The organism is Saprospiraceae bacterium (genome assembly GCA_016717265.1).
In the GTDB taxonomy this organism is placed as follows: Bacteria; Bacteroidota; Bacteroidia; order Chitinophagales; family Saprospiraceae; genus Vicinibacter.
Genome location: JADKFX010000001.1, coordinates 1,073,421 through 1,092,688, shown reverse-complemented (window position 1 = coordinate 1,092,688; position 19,268 = coordinate 1,073,421). Strand labels below are relative to the sequence as shown.

15 protein-coding genes are annotated in these 19,268 nt (G+C 34.5%); 4 read left to right on the top strand and 11 right to left on the bottom strand.

What is annotated here, in order from left to right; all coding sequences use genetic code 11:
• Positions 1 to 307 precede the first annotated feature (307 nt).
• The 5 genes from pckA to IPO86_04290 all read right to left on the bottom strand — a co-directional run bounded on the left by pckA (position 308) and on the right by IPO86_04290 (position 6,975).
• Complete coding sequence (pckA, locus tag IPO86_04310) at positions 308 to 1,918, bottom strand: phosphoenolpyruvate carboxykinase (ATP) (protein MBK9727325.1); 1,611 nt, start codon at positions 1,916 to 1,918, stop codon at positions 308 to 310.
• A gap of 97 nt (positions 1,919 to 2,015) precedes the next feature.
• Positions 2,016 to 3,164 (bottom strand): HAMP domain-containing histidine kinase, encoded by a 1,149-nt coding sequence (locus IPO86_04305; protein ID MBK9727324.1) that lies wholly within the window; start codon positions 3,162 to 3,164, stop codon positions 2,016 to 2,018.
• A gap of 266 nt (positions 3,165 to 3,430) precedes the next feature.
• Positions 3,431 to 5,683 (bottom strand): UvrD-helicase domain-containing protein, encoded by a 2,253-nt coding sequence (locus IPO86_04300; GenBank protein MBK9727323.1) that lies wholly within the window; start codon positions 5,681 to 5,683, stop codon positions 3,431 to 3,433.
• Between the two features lie 407 nt (positions 5,684 to 6,090).
• Positions 6,091 to 6,522, bottom strand: a complete 432-nt coding sequence (locus IPO86_04295; protein MBK9727322.1) for an Hsp20/alpha crystallin family protein — start codon at positions 6,520 to 6,522, stop codon at positions 6,091 to 6,093.
• Positions 6,523 to 6,549: 27 nt separating this feature from the next.
• Positions 6,550 to 6,975 (bottom strand): Hsp20/alpha crystallin family protein, encoded by a 426-nt coding sequence (locus IPO86_04290; GenBank protein ID MBK9727321.1) that lies wholly within the window; start codon positions 6,973 to 6,975, stop codon positions 6,550 to 6,552.
• A 226-nt stretch (positions 6,976 to 7,201) separates the two neighbouring features.
• Here IPO86_04290 and IPO86_04285 point away from each other — a divergent pair, with 226 nt between their 5' ends.
• A complete protein-coding gene (locus IPO86_04285; protein ID MBK9727320.1) occupies positions 7,202 to 7,894 on the top strand; it encodes a hypothetical protein in 693 nt (230 codons plus the stop codon).
• A 141-nt stretch (positions 7,895 to 8,035) separates the two neighbouring features.
• Here IPO86_04285 and IPO86_04280 read toward each other — a convergent pair whose 3' ends face one another.
• The 3 genes from IPO86_04280 to cphA form a co-directional block, all read right to left on the bottom strand.
• Positions 8,036 to 8,551, bottom strand: a complete 516-nt coding sequence (locus IPO86_04280) for a hypothetical protein (protein ID MBK9727319.1) — start codon at positions 8,549 to 8,551, stop codon at positions 8,036 to 8,038.
• Between the two features lie 99 nt (positions 8,552 to 8,650).
• Complete coding sequence (locus IPO86_04275; protein MBK9727318.1) at positions 8,651 to 10,039, bottom strand: vanadium-dependent haloperoxidase; 1,389 nt, start codon at positions 10,037 to 10,039, stop codon at positions 8,651 to 8,653.
• A 322-nt stretch (positions 10,040 to 10,361) separates the two neighbouring features.
• Positions 10,362 to 13,013 carry a cyanophycin synthetase gene (gene cphA, locus IPO86_04270; GenBank protein ID MBK9727317.1) on the bottom strand — a complete coding sequence of 884 codons (2,652 nt, stop codon included), beginning with the start codon at positions 13,011 to 13,013 and terminating at the stop codon, positions 10,362 to 10,364.
• An 87-nt stretch (positions 13,014 to 13,100) separates the two neighbouring features.
• On the opposite strand from cphA, the gene IPO86_04265 reads away from it, so the two are divergent.
• Positions 13,101 to 13,973: a cyanophycinase gene (locus IPO86_04265; GenBank protein ID MBK9727316.1), complete on the top strand. Its 873-nt coding sequence runs from the start codon at positions 13,101 to 13,103 to the stop codon at positions 13,971 to 13,973.
• Between the two features lie 159 nt (positions 13,974 to 14,132).
• Positions 14,133 to 15,527, top strand: coding sequence for a hypothetical protein (locus IPO86_04260; GenBank protein ID MBK9727315.1), 1,395 nt, complete (start codon positions 14,133 to 14,135; stop codon positions 15,525 to 15,527).
• Between the two features lie 69 nt (positions 15,528 to 15,596).
• Here IPO86_04260 and IPO86_04255 read toward each other — a convergent pair whose 3' ends face one another.
• Complete coding sequence (locus IPO86_04255) at positions 15,597 to 16,625, bottom strand: hypothetical protein (protein MBK9727314.1); 1,029 nt, start codon at positions 16,623 to 16,625, stop codon at positions 15,597 to 15,599.
• Positions 16,626 to 16,679: 54 nt separating this feature from the next.
• On the opposite strand from IPO86_04255, the gene IPO86_04250 reads away from it, so the two are divergent.
• Positions 16,680 to 17,462: a class I SAM-dependent methyltransferase gene (locus IPO86_04250; protein MBK9727313.1), complete on the top strand. Its 783-nt coding sequence runs from the start codon at positions 16,680 to 16,682 to the stop codon at positions 17,460 to 17,462.
• A gap of 85 nt (positions 17,463 to 17,547) precedes the next feature.
• Here the strand turns inward: IPO86_04250 and thiL are convergent, their stop codons facing one another.
• Both thiL and IPO86_04240 read right to left on the bottom strand, forming a co-directional pair.
• The gene (gene thiL / locus IPO86_04245; GenBank protein MBK9727312.1) at positions 17,548 to 18,591 is read right to left on the bottom strand and encodes a thiamine-phosphate kinase; all 1,044 of its coding nucleotides are present in this window, start codon (positions 18,589 to 18,591) and stop codon (positions 17,548 to 17,550) included.
• Positions 18,588 to 19,256 (bottom strand): RluA family pseudouridine synthase, encoded by a 669-nt coding sequence (locus tag IPO86_04240; GenBank protein MBK9727311.1) that lies wholly within the window; start codon positions 19,254 to 19,256, stop codon positions 18,588 to 18,590. Before IPO86_04240 ends, thiL begins: the two co-directional genes overlap by 4 nt.
• Positions 19,257 to 19,268 lie beyond the last annotated feature (12 nt).

The following is a 19,268-nucleotide window of genomic DNA, read 5'->3' as shown; positions in this document are numbered from 1 at the left end:
TCCGGTATGGCTGTCTATAACAATAGAAACAATGGACAGATTCGGCAAATAAACATCAAAAAAATCGAACTCCTTTCTAAAAAGGATTTGGTATACTAAGGTTTTAATTTACGAAGGCAACAAAAACATTTTAGTTTTAAAATTTCAGAAATGCTTTCCCAACCAAGCTTTCTGGTTATTTATACATTTCGTAAACATTTCAGAAACATTTTGCAATATACCTTACTGCCATATTATAGATTAGGCATAAAGTTTTACTTTGACGAAGAACTCGGGTCCGCAGCTATAAGGGCGTTGTAATTCGCAATTATCCCACTAATAGCTTAGGTGCTGCTGCAAGCATTTCAGCATCTGCTTTAGATTTGAACTTTTCAAAATTGTGGATGAATAATTCTGCCAATGCATTTGCTTTCTGATCATAAGCTTCCGGGTCTTGCCAGGTATTTTTTGGATTTAATATTTCGGATGGAACTTCAGGACAAGAAGTAGGAAATTTTAATCCAAAAATTTCATGAACTTGATAATTTACCAGATCTAAATTTCCATTCATAGCAGCTGTAATCAAAGCACGTGTAAAGGATAATTTGATTCTGCTACCAATTCCATAAGGTCCGGCAGTCCATCCAGTGTTAACCAACCATATATTAGGTTTAAATTCATCAATTTTTTTACCTAACATACTGGCATAAAAGGTTGGATGTAAAGGTAAAAAAGGCGCTCCAAAACAACTTGAGAACGTAGCTTTTGGTTCCGTAATCCCTGCTTCAGTACCCGCAACTTTAGCGGTATATCCAGAAATAAAATGATACATAGCTTGACCTGTGGTCAATTTACTAATTGGAGGTAAAATTCCATAGGCATCACAAGTTAAAAAGAAAATATTCCGTGGGTGGCCACCGATCGAAGGAATCACTGCATTGCGAATATGTTCAATAGGGTATGAAACCCGGGTGTTTTCTGTAATGCTTGAATCTGAATAATCAGGAATGTTACTAGCTTCTTGAAAGCCAATATTTTCCAATATGGCTTCTGTCTTAATTGCATTGAAGATATCAGGTTCCTTCTCTTCGGTTAGATCGATACATTTTGCATAACATCCTCCTTCAAAATTAAATATACCGGTATCTGACCATCCGTGTTCATCGTCTCCGATTAATCCTCTTTCTGGATCTGCGGATAAGGTTGTTTTACCAGTACCAGACAAACCAAAAAAGATGGTAGTATCTCCTTGTTTTCCAATATTTGCAGAACAATGCATTGAAAGTACCTGCTTTTGATAGGGCAATACAAAATTTAAAATGGTGAAAATGGATTTTTTAATTTCTCCGGTATATGCTGAACCCCCAATTAAAATTCGCTTGGATTTAAAGTCTATCATTGAAAAATTATGCTGCCGGGTACCATCAACCGAGGGGTCAGCACGAAAGCCCGGGGCACAATAAATGCACCACTCAGGATCAAAATTTTCGATTTGGTCCTCGGTTAATCGGATAAACATATTTCCTGCAAACTGAGCACTCCAGGGATATTCTGCAAATATTCTTACACGAATGCGATACCTTGGGTCGGCACATGCATAAGAATCTTGTATAAATACTTCTATTCCTTCAAAATAATGGCAAACTTTATTAAATAATGCATCGAACTTACCTTGTGGAAACGGCTTGTTGAATTTATTCCAGTCAACCGAATCATGCGTGATTTCATTATCCACCGTAAATTTATCTTCCGGGCTCCGGCCAGTAAATTCACCGGTCCTGATACAGAGGGCTCCAGTATTACTTAAACTGCCCATGTTTCGGCTCAAACTTTCATTTACAAGTTCGTCTGATGATAAATTACAATATTGATTGGTTGAATTTTTGATTCCAAAACTTTCAATCGAGGATTTGGAGGAGATTTTACCTAAAAAGCTCATTTAAGAGAATTTTGATTGCTTGATTAATAGAACAAGGCTACAAAGTTAGCATCAAATTGGAATGTAATTGTGTTTGATTAACGTATCATTTAAGCCATTAGGAAATTCTTGGCAATTGAATTGTAAAAGTAGTACCTTTTCCAAGTTCAGATCGTTTAATGAATAACTTGCCTTGATGATAGTTTTCAATAATTCTACTGCCTAAAGAAAGACCAAGTCCCCAACCTCTGCTTTTGGTAGTAAATCCAGGTTTAAATACCTTTTTCCAATCGGACGATGGAATCCCTTTTCCTGTATCGATAATATCAATATTGACCCAAGCGTCATCCTGGCTTATTTGAAAACTGATTTTCCCAGTATCCCCCATAGCATCCAGTGCATTCCGCAATACATTTTCAATAATCCAGGAAAATAAATTAATATTTATTTTAGCAAAATAGAGATGCTCCTTTAATTCAGAAAATTCAAATTGAATATTTCTGGATGCCCGGGCTGCAATATAATTTTTACATTGTATAAGTTCCGGAACTAAGTCCATTTCTTTTAATTCTGGTTGAGATCCAATTTTAGAAAAACGATCTGCAACTTGCTGTAATTTCATAACATCGTATTCCATTTCATCAATGATCTTGCGTTGTTCTTCTTGAGAATGATCTGCATTTCTAAGATTCTCAAGCCAGCCTATCATACCTGAAATTGGCGTTCCTAATTGATGTGCAGTTTCTTTCGCCATGCCAACCCAAATTCTATTTTGCTCTTCTCTTCTGGATGCATTAAACACTGCATAACCAATCGCTGCATAAAGCAATAATAAAAACAATTGGACCAAAGGAAAATAAGTTAATAAGGTAAGTATGGGCGGATTTTGATAATAAATTGTATACAGTTCACTTTCCAACGGAGCTTGTCCAGAGCTTTTAAAATCCTCTAATAATTCTAATGTATCTATCTTTTCATCAAAATTGTATAATTCAATTTTTTGATCTTTGTTAATTGCCATTACTTTTAAATCCTGAATCGTAGTGGTTAACATTTCTAATTCATAGGTCACATCTTTATTCGGATCAGCCTCCGTAGTTTTTGTAATTTCAAGCAGCGTTTTTTGAAATAATTGTACCTTGGTTAATTCTAAATTAGAGAGTTTTTTTGCTAGATAATTTGAATATATCAAAGGCATTACCATGAATACAATACCAACGAGTATTAATAAAATTTTCCACCTACTTGTTTTTGTGTATAAATTCATGAGACAAATAAACGAATACCGGTCCATTTAATTGCATGCAAAGCACCAAAATACAGAGAAATTTATAAATGAGGCGGTTCTGAAAAATGTAATTGTTCCTTTGTACAAGCTAAAGCTAAATATAAAAATGATTTGATATTTAATATTGGACTATGCTTTCAAGGAACTTGAAATACAGGACTTCCAATTTAAATTAATTTATGGATTCCTTAGTTTATAGAATTTTTTGCGATTCCAATGGACTGTATAAATTGGTAATTCTAAGTCTAATTTACAATCTGTAATTTTGCAAATTTTAAGATGATTTTCCGCTGTGGATTATCTATTTCCTGAAATAATATGGTGGCCACCCGGGTATCCGATTTTCCTTCAATATGAATCACTTTTCCCCTGCCAAACTTTTGATGGATTACTTGCATACCAGATTGTATCGATTCTGAAGGGCTTGCTAAAAAATTCTTAATGGGCTCTTGGATGTATTTTGGTTTAGACAACACCCACTTTTGTTTTGGCACCGGGCGATCGTCTAATAAATCAAAAACAGCATTTTTAGCATTCTTGTCAATCTCCATTCGTTCAGATTCAATTTCATCAATAAAACGACTGGGTTCGCACATTTTCAAATTGCCATATAAATACCTCGTACTTGCATAGGACAATGCTAAATGCTGTTTAGCTCTGGTAATCGCAACATAAAATAAGCGACGCTCCTCATCTATTTGGTCTGCATCCTTTGTTGCCATATAACTCGGAAATAAATTTTCTTCCATGCCGGCAACAATAACGCCTCTATATTCTAATCCCTTTGCTGAATGAACAGACATCAAGGTTACATAATCTGCAGTTTCATCAGCTTGATCCATCTCAGATATTAAAGAAATGGATTGCAAATAGGAAGTCAAAGATTTATCCACACCTTCTACTACCTCAACTTCATCTTCTTCCGTAAAGGTCTTAACGCCATCCAATAATGCCATGACGTTTTCTAATCGTTGAATGCCTTCATTTGTTAAATCTTGCTTTAATTCGGCGGACATTCCAGAAAGTTTAAATGCATACATTGCCGTATTGTATGCATCTGATTTTAAAGAATATTGTTGCACCTCCTGAATCTGCATTTTAAATTGTTTGAGACTTTGGGCAGTACGGGGGCTTAAATCAAAATTTGTACAAGCTTCCCAAAGAGAACAATCATTTTCAGATGCAAAGGCAATAAATTTGTCAACAGTAGTATCACCAATGCCTCTTTTAGGGTAGTTTATAATTCTTTTAAATGCTTCGTTATCTTTTAAATTTACAATGAGTCTCAAATATGCTAAAAGATCTTTTATTTCCTTTCTCTGGTAAAAAGACATTCCACCGAAAACTTTGTAGAGAATATTTACCCGGCGTAACTGCTCTTCAAAAATTCTGGATTGTGCGTTCGTTCTATACAGGATTGCTATTTCCTTGTTCTTTAAATGAAATCTGTTTTTTAATTCAACAATATAATCTGCAACTTTTCTTCCTTCCTCTACATCTGTCGTGCATTTTAATAATTTAATTTTATGACCGGATTCTATTTCTGTCCATATTTCCTTTTTAATCTGTTTCGCATTGTAATTAATAACATCATTCGCTGCTTTTACAATATGTTGTGTACTCCTATAATTTTGCTCAAGTTTAAAAATTTTTGCATCCGGAAAATCTTGTTCAAAATCCAAAATATTCTTGATCGTTGCACCCCGAAAAGCATAGATACTTTGTGCATCGTCTCCGACAATACATATATTCCGTGGGCTATCCTTATAGAGTACTAACTTTTTGATGATCGCATATTGCAAATAATTTGTATCCTGAAACTCATCTACTAATACATATTGAAATTGCTTTCTGTATTTTTCTAAAACCTGATCCGGATTTTCCTGCAGTAAGCGAAAAAGTTGTAATAAAAGATCATCAAAATCCATTGCACCACCCCGTACACAATGCTGTACATATTTTTTATAAATTCTAAAAGTTTCCGGCATTTTATTTTCCCGATCCTGATCTAATAAAATGGAATCGCGCTCATACATAATCGGAGTTATCAAATTAGATTTTGCGGATGAGATCCGCATCCGAACGCTATTCACATTATATTCCTTGGGATTTAAATTTAACTCTTTAATAATTTCACTTATAGTGCTTTTACTATCCTCCGTATCATAAATAGAAAACGAAGAAGGATAACCAATCTTTGGAGCCTCTACCCGAAGAATTCTTGCGAAAATGCTATGAAATGTACCACTCCATACCTTGCGAACTTCATTTCCAACTAGATGACTAATTCTTTCCGTCATCTCTTTTGCTGCTTTGTTAGTAAATGTCAGAGAAAGAATATTATGGGGTTTTACACCACTTTGAATTAGATATGCCAATCTATAGGTTAAAACACGCGTTTTGCCAGATCCTGGACCTGCAATTACCATAACAGGGCCAGAGGTTTCTGTTACTGCATTTTTTTGTACTGGGTTAAGTCCTTCAAGGAATGAGTTCATGTGTTTAAATTGGAGCGGAAAGATAATGAAAAAAAAAGCGAAGTCATGAAACCTAAATTGCGAATCAATCAGCAAGCTCTGAATTATTTTAAAATTAAATGCCTGCAAATGTTGAAAATGAGTGCGCAAATTTCACCATTTCTAAACTCTGTGTTTCGCATCCATACACCGAACTTCTAAATACAGCTAGTTCGACTACTTTAATCCAAATAAATTAACTTCCAATTATATTTTTTCAGAAATACCCTATTCAAGGCATACTTTATCATTTTAGAAAAAATAAATTCAATTTTCTTTAAGCTCATTTTTTTTACTTAAAATTCTTTTGGCAACATATGAAATTAAAAAGGGCCCATACATGACATATGAACCCTCTTCCTTTCTACTAATCCCCATTGAAATATATCTTATGCTATTTCTATTGTCTTGACGTTTTTGTTAATTTCAGCTAATTTTGGAATTTTGATATTTAAAATTCCATTTTCATAACTTGCAATTATTTTATCCGTATCTACATTATTTGGAATTTCAAGCATTCTTTTAAATGAATGAAAACTAAATTCTTGTTTCGTATAATTTTCCTTCTTTTCTGTAGCCTCTTGTTTTTTATCAACAGAGATTACCAGAAAATGATCTTCTATTTGAATCTTAAAATCCGACTTCTCCAAGCCAGGTGCTGCAAGTTCTAATACGATTTCCTGATCCGTATCTGCAACATTCAGTCCAGGAGTGTTGTGTTTCCAAATTTGACCACCTGAATAATCATGCATTGTTTTTGATATTAGGTCATCAACAATTTGCACAAAAGGTACTAACTTATTAAATTGATTATTTCTCATGATATAAAATTTTTATAGGTTAAAAAATTATTTTACTTCAATTGTTTTTGTCCTTTTAGGAGCTCTTTTTAACGTCACTTTTAAAATTCCATTTACCAGTTTGGCTTCAATAGAATCTGAAATAATATCTTCTGGAAGTTGAAGGATTCTTTCATACTTTACATTTCCAAATTCACGGTGCTTGAATTGAACTTGTTGAGTATCCTCTAGAATTCTTTGCGCTTGTAATGTTAATAACTGGTCTTTAAATTGCAAGTTCAATTGATCTTTTAAAACTCCTGGTAGAGAAAACTCAAGTCTGATTTCTTGTTCGTGTTGCTCTACATTCATTTTCGGTATGACCGTTTTTTGAAATGTAGATTTCAAATCTGTTTTACATGAAGTGTCCATTGCACAGGGTGCTTTACCTGAAAATACTTTTGGAATCGCTGAATAATAATTTGTGTACATCATATTTAAAATATTTGGTTTCAAATACTATTGATCAATTGGTATTCCAATTCAAAAAATGGATCAATTTGTCATTAATTCAAAAAACAAATATGTCATTGTGTCTGTTTTTTATTATTAAACAAGCCATTTTGGCATGATAACTTCTAAATTATAATCTGAATCCATTTCATTTTAGTTTTACATTCTTTACTTTTGTTATTGCTAAAGAAGTAAAACCTAAACGTTTATGAAAAAAACAGGAATTTTCCTTGTACTTCTATTGATTATAGATTTAAATATTAATGCCCAGTCAAATGGATTTGGATTTAAGTTAGGTCCAAGTTTGGGATATCAAAAATGGGGTGGAGGTAGTCAACGCGATCCATTATTGAGATGGCATGTTGCTGCCTTTATGGATTCGGAAAGTTCAGATTCCAAAAATGTTATTTATGGTCAACTTGGATATCATGTAAAAGGAGGTGCATTTCGGGTAAGTTATTTTTATGATGTAAATGGGAATCGTTATCCAGGTAGTACCTATGCCATGGAATTTCATAATTTAAGTCTGGATATTGGACTCAAACGATTTTTACATAAAGGCAAATGGAAGCCATATTATGCAATTGGATTGCGCGGCGAATATACTTTAAAAACAAATTTTGAAATATATCAGGAGTTACAAGAATGGGTACGCAAATGGAATTATGGAGTCAGTGTAAAAATTGGATCTGAATTTAAGTTTAGCAAACTTGTATATGGAGGTATTGAATTAAATCTTGCACCGGATTTGTCAAAACAAATATTTGTACCAGCAACGATTCGTCGATTAAATCCATTTACACATCAACCGGAACCTGGATATGAACAATCCACGGTTAATACGACCATAGAATTAAGTTTTTATTTGCGTTTTTTACAATTAATTGAATATATCGAATAAGTCTAAGCAATACAGAAGAAAAGCTCTTCTGTCTTTGAAAATACACTTTGCGTTCGCTTGCCAATTCGTTAATCAATTGTTCTTTGATTGAACCTGAATCCATTTTCTAGTTCAATAATACGATTGAAAATTTAAAATACTTTATTGTACAAAATCTTTGCCTAAGGCTTCCAAACCGAAATAAACAGGAATTTCCAATTTACTTCTAATTTGCTGTCCGTTTTTCTTGCCTGGGATGCATTTATATGCTTTTAAAAAATCAATGCAGGCCTTGGTTACTGCGGGACCAATCGAAAGTCCGGTAAAATCATCTTTCAACAAAATATCTGAAACGCTCCCATCTGTTTCGACAATAAGATTCAAATTTACCAGCCCTGAAGCAGTATTCCATTCTGGGTGTAATTTGATTAATTGCTCACTTAACATTTTATGTGCGCAAAAATTCTTTTTGTGCTGGGGCAATGCTGAAGAATCTAAACAAAATGGCAAGGATGCAATTTCAGTTGGCACTTCTAGATGTTCTAATTTTGGTTCTTTTTTAAGAAAGCTTTCAGGGTTTTCATTTTTAGAAACCGGCGTTTCTTTCCTGGTTTCATTATTACAGGATAAGTATAAAAAACAAAAGATTATTGAAATTATTATTTGAGCCTTCATCATTTTAAAAGGAACATATTATGAACGTAAAAATAGTCAAATAAACAAAAAAGGGATCATTCATGTAACGATCCCTTTCTATTAATTCTTAATTGAATTCAATTATTTTTTCCAAGGGAGTTCGTGAATTCTCTTAGCAGCTAATAAACCACCAAATTCACCACCTTCCATATCAATACGCCAATGAACACCAAGAGGTAATCTGCTAAATGCATTCTCATATGCTAATCCTCTTAAGGTATTAAAACTACGAGGTGTACCGCAGAAATCCGTTCTTTGCTCATGGCAATGATCTGTAAATTTATAGTTTGGTCCTACGAAATACTCAATGATACCAGCACCTGCATATCCAAATGTAGAATGTCCTGAAGGATACGCTGGAAATGGTGGTGTAAAACCTAACCAAGGAATTGTAAAATTAGGGTCAATATTACGTTTGATATAATTAATTGGTCTTTCAAGATTGTATTTGTATTTATTATACCAGGCCATAACACTAGCATCATTTAAAGCCATTCCTAGTTGAGCATAAACTAAACAGGTTTTTTCTAAATCAAAATTTTCTTTTTCAACAATTTGGTCTGCAATAGCTACAAATCGAGGAGCTGGACTAAATGTCCAACCAACGCGATCATCACTCCAAAATTCAGCGATACATTCTAATTCTCCTTTAGCTTCTTTTCTTGCTAGGTTAGCATATACATACATTTCATATGCCTGGGCATACATTAATGAATTTTTATCATCTGTGCACTCCATAGGGGCTACAAGTGCATCTAAATCAGATTGGCTCAATCCAAACCTTCTTACTTTCCCCCATTGAGGAAACATTCCTCTATTGCTTACTTGATCCGTAGGCCTCCAATCACAGATACTTGTAGCAACATAATCTGAAGGAAATGGGCTTAAATGACCATTGTATCCTACAAGATCCGTTGCGGAATATCTCCAGATTGCAGCAGCAACTTCCCGACCATGGGCTTCTGAATTGTTTAGAATCGTTTCAACAGTGTTCAGTTTATAGCGTTCTTTTAACTCTCTTTCCTTAGTTAGAATCAAATTTAAAAATTGTTGTTTATCTAAAGTATTACCTGCTTTATCTTTAAAAGTAGCATTTTCAAAAAACTTAGTCATCAAATAACCATAAGAAGCATTGATTACTTCGGGCCAATATAAATTTGTTTGTATAGCCGGCATATCTGCAATACCTAAACGATGTTGAAGCGTTTGGTAAGCTGGCATTCCACCTAAACAAGCTTCATAGGCACTTAAACCCAAATATGCTAATGCTCTAGGAGCAGGACCTGGACGGTAACCAGCCGCATAACGCTCTATTTCCATAAGAATACTATTCCAGTCATGATACACATCATTTTCCTGGGATTGCATCAGATTATTCGTGGTGTCTGGAGCTTCTGATTTATTACAAGAAGTAGTAAATAACACAACAAAAAAAGCTGTGCTTAAAAGTAGTTTGGACAATTGTTTCATAAAAGGGATTTACGGGTTTTTAGCTTTACAACAAAAAACGGTTTGGTTTAACATTGCAAAAATAATATTTAGTTTGAAATGAAGGTCAGACTTGTAAAAATACATATCAAAAGGTTAGTTATCAAATAAATTAAATATTTATATCTAAATTTAACAATATCAGCATTATATAAATTAAAAATTAATTAAATATTAAATATAGCTTGGTTATTTACAATATTTTACATATTTAATTTATTAATATATAATGCTTCTTCAAATATTAGAATTTCATTAGAATTTTAAAAATATAAATTAATCGACGAAATTAAATTCTGAAATATTAAGTATTGGGAATATCTTCTTTCTTAAATTTATATAAATTTTTTGCCTCCTCCTCTTTGTATTTCTGAACCAATTCTAAGGCTTCCGGCACGACATCACTACATACTACGATTAATGAACCCTCCCTGGCATGTTCGATTGCATAAGCAATTGCTTCTTTTTCACTAGGTATTACTTTCACCGGTTTGTTAGCATCCAATTTTTTGATTCCTGTAGTTAACATCTCTATAATTTCATGATCTGAACGCCCCCGAAGATGTTTATCCTGCCGAAGTATTATTTCGTCAAACATTTCTGCCGCAACCTTACCAATCCCTTCATTATCTTCTGGCCTACGGTCGCCAATTCCAGCTATAATACCCACTTTATGGGTAGCATCTATTTTATCAATAAATTTCTTTAAAGCTTGCAAACCTGCAGGATTGTGGGCATAATCCAATAAAACAGTAAAATGCTTAAACTCAAACATATTCAATCTGCCCGGTGTTTGAGCTGGTGATGGAATAAAAGTTTCCAATGCTGCTTTAATGTCATCTAGTTCAAAACCATTAAAATAACCAGTTAATACCGCAGGTAATATATTTTGAATCATAAAGCTTGCCCTTCCACCATACGTCAACGGAACATTCACTGCATTTACAATCCGCAATTTCCATTCTCCTTTACAAATGGTAATAAAACCATTTTCGTAAATAGCACATACGCCTTGTTCCCGCATATGTTTTTTGATTCTTGGATTGTCTTCAATCATTGAAAACAAAGCAATTTTGCATTGTAGTTTATCCCGCATTGCATATACTAAGTCGTCATCCGCATTAAGAATTGCATATCCGTCGGGTAAAACAGACTCAACGACAACACCTTTAACCTTTGATAATTGTTCTAAAGTGTGAATGCCTTTTAATCCTAAATGGTCTGGTGCAACATTCGTTACAATAGCGTAATTGCAATTCTTAAACCCTAAACCTGCTCGTAATATGCCACCTCGAGCCGTTTCAAAAACAGCAAAATTGACAGTTGGATCTTTTAGTACAAATTCAGCACTTCCTGGACCACTGCAATCTCCTTGCATCATTAAATGATTTTGAATATAAATCCCGTCAGTCGTAGTATAACCAACCGTAAATCCCATCATTTTAGCCATATGTGCAATTAACCGCGTGGTGGTTGTTTTTCCATTCGTACCGGTCACTGCAACAATCGGAATTCTGCTATTCTTTCCGGGTGGATACAACATATCTATTACAGGCGCTGCCACATTTCGGGGTAATCCTTCTGCCGGTGCAAGATGCATTCTAAAACCTGGACCCGCATTAACTTCGATTACGGCGCCCCCAACTTCATTTACTGGTCGGCTAATATCTCTTGTTAGAAAATCAATACCACAAATATCCAATCCAACAATCCGAGATATTCGCTCAGCCATAAAAATCGTGTGTGGATGAACAATATCTGTAACATCCACGGAAGTGCCCCCAGTTGATAAATTAGCAGTATCTTTTACAACCAAGATTTCATCTTTTGACAGAATAGAATCTAGCGTATAGCCTTTCAATTCTATCAGTTTACGGGTAATATCATCAATCGTAATGTACGTCAAGACCTTTTCATGACCGAAGCCTCTTAAAGGATTTGCATTGGTTTGATCAATCAATTGTTGAATACTCAATTTTCCATCTCCTGAAATTTGAGCAGGTAAACGTTTTGCAGCTGCAACTAATTTATGATTGATTACAAGCATTCGGTAATCTTCACCCTGTATATACTGCTCAACGATGACCGCATTAGAAATTTTCTTTGCCATCAGAAACCCATCTATTGCCTGGTCCCAATTCATGATATTCGTTGTAACACCTCTCCCATGATTTCCATCAATAGGCTTTATTACTAAGGGATATTTTAAATAATTGGCAGCTTCCTTTAGTCCGGCTTCTGTTTTAATAATTTCACCTTTCGGTACCGGGATTTCTGCTTGTCCTAATAAAAATTTTGTATCTTCTTTATCCCCTGCAATATCAACTCCAATACTGGACGTCTTACTGGTCACGGTGGCTTGAATCCGAACTTGGTTGTTGCCATATCCTAATTGACAAAGGGAATATTTATTTAAACGAATCCAAGGAATGCCTCGTGCTATGGCTTCCTCTACTATACTTGCCGTACTTGGACCTAAACGCTGACCTTCTCGCAACTCCCGCATTTCCTGAATATCATTTGATAAATCATAGTCCTGACCATCAATTAAAGCTTGCGCAATTTTCACTGAAGCTTTGGCCGCATAGACACCCACTTTTTCTTCTAAATAATCAAAAACAACATGATATACACCTACTTCACCATAGGTACGGGTTCTTCCAAATCCTACATCCATACCAGCAAGTGTTTGGATTTCCAAGGCAATATGTTCTATAACATGACCCATCCAGGTACCTTCTTCAACGCGTTGATAAAAACCACCTGGTTCGCCAACAGAACATCTGTGAGAATATAAACCTGGCAACAAGGTTTTCATGCGTTCCAGAAATCCAGGGATAGTTTGCGTTGGTTTTCCCTCTAGTTCTTCCAGATCTAAAACCATAACAATTAATTTATGCCTTCTGACGGACCAGTAATTCGGACCTCGCATTACGTTGATTTCTCTTATTTGCATACATTTTGTTTTGAGGCTTTAAGGTAATAATTTTAGGCAATTAGCTGTATTCATTTACTTTTGTATGCCATTTTCAAGAGCCAAATTATGGAATATAAAGGAACGTTGATACCAGTGGGGGGGAATGAAAATAAAGGATTCGGCCTAAAAGAGTCTGATTGTCTTGACTTTATAAAACAAGGGATCCTTTCTTCCATCGTCAAAGAAAGTGGTGGCCAGCAATCAAAAATCGTTGTCATCACGACAGCTTCCAGTATCCCAATTGAAGTCGGTGAAAACTATTCTACTGCGTTTTCTTCACTTGGATGTAGTCAGGTTGTCATTCTGGATATCCGAAAGCGCTCAGATTCCCAAAGCAAAAGCACTTTAAAAACACTTGAAGAAGCAGATTGTATCATGTTTTCAGGAGGAGATCAATCAAAAATTGTAAAATGTTTTGCAGAAACCCATGCCCATAAACTAATTACGAATAAACTTATAGAAACTAAAATGGTCCTTGCAGGAACAAGTGCTGGGGCAATGTCTATGTCATTGCAAATGATTGCAGGTGGAAGTGTCGTAGATGCGATGCAAAAGGGCAATGTAAAAATGGCCCGGGGTATGGGTTATCTAGATCAAGTAATTATTGATACTCATTTTATTCAACGCGGTCGATTTGGACGATTAGCTGAAGCGGTAGCGCGTTTCCCAAATCATTTGGGTATTGGACTTGCAGAGGATACCGGACTGATCATCAGAAAAGGAAATGAGTGTGAAGTAATTGGCTCAGGAATGGTTATTTTGTTTGATCCTCGCAATTTAAACCATAACCGTTATCTGGATTTGGAATCTGGAACTCCCATGTCATTAAGCAATCTTACAACCCATATTTTAGCGAATGGAGATCGAATTAAAATACGCGAAAGAAGCCTTAAAATCTTACCACTTGAAACTTCTTTTAGTACATCACTTGCCAAATAATATTATTTAATTCTTATCTTTGCGAATTAATTTAAATTTAATACTTTAAATATTCCTTAATTAAGAATTTTATTTGGTGTAAATTTACTAAAAAAATTCTTAGAACTTTCTTGTAAAGCCTGAAAAATAACGTTAATTTTGCCTCATATCTCTATGAATATGAAACTACGTTTTAATCTTTCCAAGATCTCAAGAAATTCGATTTTTCTTCACTCCTTTGTTTTATTGTTTTTAGCATATCTTTTTTCAACGTGTGCAAGAGAAGTTGCGAAAGATGATTATACCTTAGATGATAAACTAATCAAAAGTATAAAAGCTTCTGCCCCAAATGGGGATATCCGCGATTTCATTTTAGTAAGTGGAGAAAATTTGGATGAAATTCCAAATCAGGATCCAAAAAATCCAATGAATGCTACTAAAGTGAAATTAGGTAAAATGTTATTCCATGAGCCTGGCATTGGTATATTAGCGAATAAACCAGAAGGGATGAATTCGTTTACTTGCGCTTCTTGCCATATTGCTTCTAAAGGTTTTACCGCTGGTAGAATTCAAGGGGTTGCAGATGGTGCACAAGGTTTTGGAATTTCGGGTGAAGGACGCTCAAAATTTCCACATTATAAAGGAGATGAGGTAGATGCTCAAGGGGCCCGTCCACTCCCAACTATTAATCTAGCGTATGTAAGAAATGCACTTTGGGCTGGATCCTTTGGCTCCTTTAGCCTCAATGAAGGGACCCAATCTGTCTGGAAAAATGATACCTTAACGGAAGTTAATTTTCTAAATATCGAAGGATTGGAAGCTAATAATATCAGAGCTTTACAAGTGCACCGGATGACTATGAATAAAGATCTTGCTTCCTATTATGGTTATAAACCTATGTTTGATGAAGCGTTTCCAGAAATTCCGGAAATGGATCGCTATTCTTTAAAAACTACGGCTTTTGCTATAGCTGCTTATTTTCGCACCATTACTACGCATCAAGCTCCTTTCCAAAAATGGTTAAAAGGAGATTTAAACGCAATGAGTGAAAAACAAAAAAAAGGAGCTGAGCTGTTTTTTGGAAAAGCTGGTTGCGTTCGTTGTCATAACAGTCCTTCTTTAAATAGTTTCAATTTCTTTGCATTAGGGGTTTATGATTTATATCAAAATAAAGTTGGAGAAGTATTCAGAACTGGACCTACTGATAAAAGAGTAAAAGGGCGAGCAGGATTTACAGATCGTCCCGAAGATTTATATAAATTTAAAGTACCGCAACTTTATAATTTAAAACCTGTCGGCTTTTATTTTCATGGTGCAAGTAAGTTGACTTTACGGGAAGTCGTTGAATATTTTAACAATGGCATTCCTGAAAATCCAATAGTTCCAGAAACACAAATAAGTGGCTTTTTCAAACCACTTCATATGACTCCTGATGAAATGGATGCACTTACCGAGTTTTTAGAAAATGGTCTATTTGATCCTACATTAGAAAAATATAAACCAGAACATGTGCTTTCCTTTATGTGCTTTCCAGACAATGATCCGGTTTCTAGAAAAGATCTTAATTGTAATTAATTAAATTATACAAGTTAAAAAAAATGCCTGGATGCTGTATCCAGGCATTTTTTTTTATACAGAACTTCTTCATGATTTATAAAATGCAAATTGCATTTTATGCAATCCTATAGCAATCCAAACTGCGAATACCGGGATGGATAAATAAAACATTCTGCCAAGGTCTCCAGATAATAAAGCTAGTATAAAAACAATTCCTAAGTAAGTATAAAATAAGTTTCTGGTAGTTTTAGATTCAATTAAATAAGGCTTCGAAAAATGATACCATGCGATGAAAGGGATAAAAATCCAAAATCCTACAATTGAAAACAATTCATACAGGCCATGAAAACTAAATACTCTTTGAATTGATTTCGAAATCGTAAATAGGGCAGCTGCATCTTCATGCAAACTTTGAAAAAAAGATCTACCCAAATACCAATCTAAGCAAAATCGAAATGAAAAAACAATCACTCCAGAACAGAATAGATATCCAATCCATTTAACAATTTGGTCGCGATTAAAATATAAAATCAAAGGAACCATAAAAATATAAGCTTCTTTAGACCAAGGTCCTAAAAATATGGATGCAATCAAATACGTATTTTGATTATTTACGATTCCAAGTAATAATAAAACTAAGGAAAGAACAAACAAACTATCTACTAATGGTAAGCCCGCCAATTCTGCTGTCCACCGACTTGATAACACAGCGATAAGGGCCATAACACAATACCAAAACCCAAGTTTAAAAATCCTGCAAAGCTTAAAAATATAAAGTAATACAAAAGACATGATCAGTGTATTCACCATTAAAAAACTAAAACACAAAGAGAAATCGCCTTCAAATGACCAGGGCTTTAAAGATTCAAATAACCATCCAAAGGAACCGTTTATTAGGAATACCATAAAGGGCACCAAAACCCGGTATTGCCTTACCAGACTATCATCAAAATGCAATTGGGCAATTCCGAGATAGGTTTGAATATCCGGACTTTCATGCAATGGAAAATAAATCAGTATGTGAAACCCTAGGTTCCATAAAATTATAAAACTAAAGGTGTATACCCAGGTATCTTCATTTTGGAATCGTTCTTTATTTAGAAAAGGAAGTTTCATGATGAAAACAAAAGTAACAAACTATATATCTTTGCCATTTAATATTTAATTGAAATGGGTATTTTAGAAAATTTATATACAGCAGAACGTGCAAATGAAAAAGCCATTTCTGATAAACCAGTATTCATGCGCCAACTATTTGCGTATGAACAAGCCGCCCAGGAAATTCATGGTGAAGTCCTTGAAATAGGCTGTGGAGAAGGTTATGGAATTAAACTTTTAGCGCCTCATGCCAGTCGTTATATAGCCATTGATAAACACATTCCATCGAATCAGGAAAATTTTAAAAATATTGAATTTAAGCAGATGGAAGTTCCATTTCTCCAAGGATTAAATAATGACCGATTTGATATCGTAATCTGCTTTCAGCTTATCGAACATATTCAAGACGACAAAACGCTATTGTCAGAAATACACAGGGTTCTAAAACCAGGTGGAAAATTATTACTTACGACCCCTAATAAAACTATGTCCCTGACAAGAAATCCTTACCATATGAGAGAATATACTACCGAAGAATTCAAAAATCTAATGACTCAATATTTCAAAAATGATAAGATATTTTTTGGTGGCGTATATGGAGATCAACAAATTGTTAATTATCACGAAAAAAATAAACTAGGAATCCAAAAATGGAAAAAATGGGATGTCTTCAATTTTGAAGAAAATCTACCCGCAAAATGGTTTCAAATACCGTATGACATTCTTAACAGAATCAATAGAAATCGTTTGAAAAATCAACATGACGAACTGGTTTCAAAAATTACTACTTCAAACTATTTTCTTAAAGCAATGGATGGAAATCAGTTAGATTTTTATTGTAAAGCAGAAAAGTAAAAAAAATTGTAGAAGGAAAAAATTGAAATTGCTTTTAATAATAGTCTTAAATCAAATTTTATTCTTTTTAGAAAATAATAAAATATTAAAAATGGGTCCAACCTTGCGCTTTCAATGCATGCAAATTGCCCGTATTCCCTTTTAACATAACTCCAAATGAAGCATCTTTTATTTCTCCAATATAATTTAGATCTGGTATAAACTTGACCTTCTCTGAATCTTGAGGGCATACCGTGAATAATAATTCATAATCTTCTCCACCATTTAAGGCACAGGTCAATGGATCCATATGAAATTTCAATGCCATCATTTTAGCATCTAAATGCATCGGTATCAAAGATTCAATTATTTCTGCACCTACCTGACTTTGCTTACAAAGATGTTTTAAATCGGACGATAAACCATCCGATAAATCAATCATGGCAGTTGGAATTACTTTAATTTTTTCAAGCCATTCAATGGTTTCCTTTTTTGCATCTGGCTTTAAGAATTTACCAACTAAATATTTTTGATCTTCCAAATTGGGTTGAATACCCGGTGTTGAAAGATAGACTTGTTTTTCGCGTTCCAATAATTGTAAGCCTAAATAAGCAGCGCCCAGCTCTCCTGTTACAAAAATATAATCTCCCGATTTTGCTCCAGATCGATATGAAATTTTAGGTTCCACTTGCCTGCCTATTGCGGTCACAGAAATTACTAATCCACGAAGTGAAGCGGTTGTATCGCCTCCTATTAAATCCACTTTATAATCAATACAAGCTTGTCTGATCCCTTCATATAGTACTTCCAGTGCTTCAACAGAAAACCGATTGGACACAGCGATCGAAACCGTAACTTGCTCAGGAATTGCATTCATGGCATAGATATCCGATAAATTACTGATAATAGATTTATAACCGAGGTGTTTTAATGGAAAATAGGCAAGGTCAAAATGCACACCTTCCACCATCATATCGGTTGTAATCACAGTGCAACTTTCCTGATTTTTTATAACGGCTGCATCATCTCCAATACCTTTTAAAGTAGAATCGCTATACGTTTTAAAATTTTGAGTTAATCGTTCAATTAAACCAAATTCACCATACTCACTTATTTCTGTTCGTTGGATATCACTACTCTCTTGGTTCATATTGTTATTAATAATTGTTGGACGATAGGCCAAATATCATTGATTGGCAAACTAGCTTCGAAATTTAGTTGAATTTTTGTGGAAGGATGCAAAAACGCTGCTTTCCAGGCATGCAAGCCAATGGTTCGGTCTTTATTTCCTCTTCTCGCTCCATATTTAACATCTCCTTTTACGGGTAAACCAATATGGGCAAGTTGCGAGCGAATTTGATGAAATCTTCCAGTAACTAATTCTATATTTAATACTAAATATCGGTCCATTTCGTGCAATACTTTGTAGTTCAATATCGATTCATCCCCTTCTGATTTTTCATTTACAAAAGACTTTTTTAATTTGGATGATTTTACCAAATGGTTGACCAATGTACCTGTTGCTGATAATTCCTTTTTCTCCACAATTGCTAAGTATTCTTTAAAGAATTTTTTCTGTATTAGTTGATCATTTATTTCGATAACCGATTCTTTGTTTTTTGCAAAAATTACAAGACCTGACACAGGACGGTCAATCCGATGACATAAATAAAGATCGTGCTTGCAATATGCCTGCACCATTCTATGGAGCGATACATCTTTGGTTAAATCTTCCTGCACAGGGATTCCTGCAGGTTTATTACATACGACCAGATGATGGTCCTGATAAATAATGTGATCACGAATTGAATTCAAGAGCGTTCAGTC